Source organism: Hyphomonas sp., assembly GCF_037969335.1.
Taxonomy (GTDB): Bacteria; Pseudomonadota; Alphaproteobacteria; order Caulobacterales; family Hyphomonadaceae; genus Hyphomonas.
The window spans coordinates 1-3,529 of record NZ_JBBKXE010000161.1 but is presented as its reverse complement, the minus strand read 5'-3'; the positions used below and the strand labels follow the sequence as shown (position 1 = coordinate 3,529).

4 protein-coding genes are annotated in these 3,529 nt (G+C 62.4%); 3 read left to right on the top strand and 1 reads right to left on the bottom strand.

Annotated elements, in window-relative coordinates; all coding sequences use genetic code 11:
* The first annotated feature begins 149 nt into the window (after positions 1 to 149).
* The 3 genes from rpsR to AADA04_RS12135 all read left to right on the top strand — a co-directional run bounded on the left by rpsR (position 150) and on the right by AADA04_RS12135 (position 2,643).
* Complete coding sequence (rpsR, locus tag AADA04_RS12145) at positions 150 to 407, top strand: 30S ribosomal protein S18 (RefSeq protein ID WP_045698212.1); 258 nt, start codon at positions 150 to 152, stop codon at positions 405 to 407.
* Positions 408 to 418: 11 nt separating this feature from the next.
* Positions 419 to 1,009, top strand: coding sequence for a 50S ribosomal protein L9 (gene rplI / locus AADA04_RS12140; protein ID WP_340693537.1), 591 nt, complete (start codon positions 419 to 421; stop codon positions 1,007 to 1,009).
* A gap of 143 nt (positions 1,010 to 1,152) precedes the next feature.
* Positions 1,153 to 2,643: a replicative DNA helicase gene (locus AADA04_RS12135; protein WP_340693536.1), complete on the top strand. Its 1,491-nt coding sequence runs from the start codon at positions 1,153 to 1,155 to the stop codon at positions 2,641 to 2,643.
* On the opposite strand, the gene AADA04_RS12130 is transcribed toward AADA04_RS12135, so the two are convergent.
* On the bottom strand, positions 2,640 to 3,089 hold the full coding sequence (locus tag AADA04_RS12130; RefSeq protein WP_340693535.1) for a hypothetical protein: 450 nt from the start codon (positions 3,087 to 3,089) through the stop codon (positions 2,640 to 2,642). The genes AADA04_RS12135 and AADA04_RS12130 overlap by 4 nt on opposite strands.
* Positions 3,090 to 3,529: the final 440 nt, after the last annotated feature.

Below are 3,529 nucleotides of genomic sequence, written 5' to 3'. Positions count from 1 at the left end.
GCCGACGCGATCCACGAACTGGAACGCCGCCTGCGCATTTCCGACGATGTGATGCGTTACATGACGATCCGCGTCGAGTCGCACAGTGACGAGCCTTCGGCTGTCCTGTCGCGCAAAGAACGCCGTCGCGACTAGAAAGGACAGGACACATGGCTCAGAAACTGAACATCACGAACATTCCTGCCCGTCGCCCGTTCGGTCGCCGCCGCAAGGTGGACCCGTTTACCGGCGAACACGCTCAGGATATCGACTACAAGGACGTGAAACTGCTGCAGCGCTATATCTCTGAAAAAGGGAAAATCGTGCCCAGCCGCATCACGGCCGTCAACCTCAAGAACCAGCGCAAGCTTGCCCAGGCGATCAAACGCGCCCGCATGCTGGCCCTGCTTCCGTTTGAAGTGAAGTAGGAGACACCGACATGCAAGTGATCCTTCTTGAACGCGTCGAACGCCTTGGAAAGATCGGAGACGAAGTCTCCGTGAAGAACGGCTTCGCACGCAACTTCCTCATCCCGCAGGGCAAGGCCCTTCTCGCAAATGACAAGAACCGCGCGCGGTTCGAATCTGAGCGCGAAGTGATTGAACAGCGCAACGAAGCGGCCCGAGCCGCTGCCGAGACTGAATCCGAAAAGCTCGAAGGCATGATCTTCACGATGATCCGCCAGGCCGGCGACACCGGACAGCTCTTCGGTTCGGTCACCGCACGGGACATCACCGAATCAGCTGCGGCAGCCGGATTCAAGTTCCCGATCGTCGCTGTGCGTCTGGACAAGCCGATCAAGACGATCGGCCTAACCGACGTCACCGTCCGCCTCCACGCGGATGTGACTGTCACCGTCCAGGCCAACGTGGCCCGCTCGACCGAGGAAGCTGACCGGCAGGCCAAGGGCGAGGACATTGTCTCCGCCCTGCAGGAAGCCAATGCCGCGTTCGCATCCGAACAGGCCAGCGAGCTGAAAGAGGCCGCGTCCGAACTGTCCGACATGATCGGCGGAATGGACGAGGACTAGTCTCCCTTCGCTCCGGCGAAACCCCATCAGAAAGCCGCAGCTTTTCACAGGCTGCGGCTTTTTTTGTGAGTCCCGTCGGCTCAAAGGCAGAACGCTGCCAGATGTATGAAGCCACGCCGCCCAAGGTGGGCTAGAATTAACCAATGCCTCTCGACGATCATTCCCCCGAACCGAACATCATCGCCCCGAACAACCTGTCGGCCGAGGCCGCCGTGCTGGGCGCCATCCTGTTTGACAATAATGCCTACCAGCGCGTCGCCGATATCCTGCGCCCGTCCGACTTCTATGCGCCAGCGCACCAGGAGCTTTACGACGTCGCCGCGACGATGATCCAGCAGGGCCGGGTCGCCGATGGCGTGACCTTGCGCGAGCATTTCGAGAAGGCCGAGAAACTCACCGAGATCGGCGGCGCGCGCTATCTGGAGCAATTGCTCGACAGCGCCGCGTTCGGGCCGGAAGTCTCCGACTATGCCCACATGATTCGCGACCTTTCGATGCGCCGGGCGCTGGTCGATATCAGCGGCGAGCTGAAGGGCCGCGCCCTGACGCCCGGGCCGGACGAGAGCGGCGAACGCCAGATCGAGCTGGCCGAGCGCCAGCTGTTCGACCTGGCCGAGCGCGGCGCGACCGGGCGGGGCTTTACCAGCTTTTCCGAAGCCCTCGTCGATTCCTTGAAAATGGCCGAAGCCGCGTTCAAGCGCGAAGGCAAGATTGCCGGCATCCCGACCGTTCTGCGCGACCTCGACGAGAAACTGGGCGGCTTCCACCGGTCCGACCTGCTCATCCTTGCCGGACGCCCGTCGATGGGGAAAACCTCGCTGGCCACCAACATCGCCTATAACGCCGCCTCGGCCTATCGCGCCGAAGTGCAGGATGACGGCTCGAAGAAAACCGTCGAGGGCGGCATTGTCGGCTTCTTCTCGCTCGAAATGTCGAACGAACAGCTGGCCACGCGTATCCTGGCCGAGCGGACCGGCATCACGACCCACCGCATCCGGCAGGGCGATCTCGACAAGTCCGACTTCGAGCGCCTGCGCGAAGCCACCGAGGAGCTGCAGAACCTGCCGCTCTATATCGACGATACCGGCGGCATCTCGATCAGCCAGCTGGCCGCCCGGGCCCGCCGCCTGCAGCGTTCGGTCGGCCTCGACCTGATCATCATCGACTATCTCCAGCTGATCACGGTCAACAATAGCGGCTCCAACACCAACCGCGTCCAGGAAGTCACCCAGATCACCACGGGCCTGAAGGCGCTGGCCAAGGATCTCAACATCCCGATCCTCGCTTTGTCGCAGCTCAGCCGCGCGGTCGAACAGCGCGACGACAAGCGCCCGCAACTGTCGGACCTGCGCGAATCCGGCTCGATCGAGCAGGATGCCGACGTCGTCATGTTCGTCTACCGGGAAGAATACTACCTGGCCCGGTCAGAGCCCGGCGCCGACCCGAACGATCCGTCCTCGAACGAGAAATGGACCCAGTGGCGCGCCCGGATGGACCAGATCTACGGCATTGCCGAAGTCATCATCAGCAAGCAGCGCCACGGCCCCATCGGCAAGGTCGACCTCGCCTTCGACGCCAATATCACCCGTTTCGGCAATCTCGACCGCGCCGGCATCGAGCGCGAGGAAGACTAGGCCCTGCACCGGCGGCCGCAGGCCCCTCTCGGGCCTCCGGCAAGGATGCAGGTTTTCAAGGCAAAGGGCGCGGGCCCTAGGACGTGTCGATCCCGGCGACGGGCAGGCCGTGCACGGAGAGTGCCCGGAAAATACAGGGAAACACCCCGGACAGGTCCGGATGCCAGATAGCGCGCGCGCCGGGGGCACGGAACGGCCTCGTCCGCCACCGCAACGCGCTGCCATGCGGGCACGCGAAGGGTCACAGGCCGCCAGGGCTCAGCCATGGCCGGGGCATCTTCCACGAAGGCCACACGGATACGCCCCGAGCGATGATCGACCCGCACCAGCACCTCGCGCTGCTGCCGCTTCATCCAGCCAAACAGCACGACCAGCTGCAGCCACACAAACGGCCACAGCCAGACCGGCACGGCACGGAAAATCGCGATGATCGCCTCACGGTTCATGCGGCGCATTATACTGCAGGATCGGAAGGGGCGGATAAGCGGGGCGTTGTCCTACGGATGAGGCAGTCGCATTCCCACCGAATGCCACGCGCACGATCAGTCTGCTTGTCGCGTCGCTGAGTTCTGACCCCTTTATCCCGGAAGCGGACATTGGCGGAAGCAAATTCCAATGTCAGAAAATCGCCAAAAGGAGCCGGTCACACCCAAGCTGGGCGCGGCTGGCTTCTTGTCCAAGCCCTCACACTTCTCACGGTTTTAGCCACCAGTTGAAGTGCTATTCGATGCCGGGGGTGATGACAGTAAGACGACGCACGATCATCGTGTTGTTTCCTCTTCAAGACCAAGTTGTATGGACAACCGATCGCGGAGTTCATTGGCAGATTGGGCATTGTTCTGCACGATCAGACCGGCAACCTCCAGCGATGACACCCAGTAACGCA

Bases quoted from the DNA above. Each gene is read 5' to 3' on its own strand.
- AADA04_RS12130 (WP_340693535.1), bottom strand. From the start codon at position 3,089: ATGAACCGTGAGGCGATCATCGCGATTTTCCGTGCCGTGCCGGTCTGG.
- AADA04_RS12135 (WP_340693536.1), top strand. From the start codon at position 1,153: ATGCCTCTCGACGATCATTCCCCCGAACCGAACATCATCGCCCCGAAC.
- rplI (WP_340693537.1), top strand. From the start codon at position 419: ATGCAAGTGATCCTTCTTGAACGCGTCGAACGCCTTGGAAAGATCGGA.
- rpsR (WP_045698212.1), top strand. From the start codon at position 150: ATGGCTCAGAAACTGAACATCACGAACATTCCTGCCCGTCGCCCGTTC.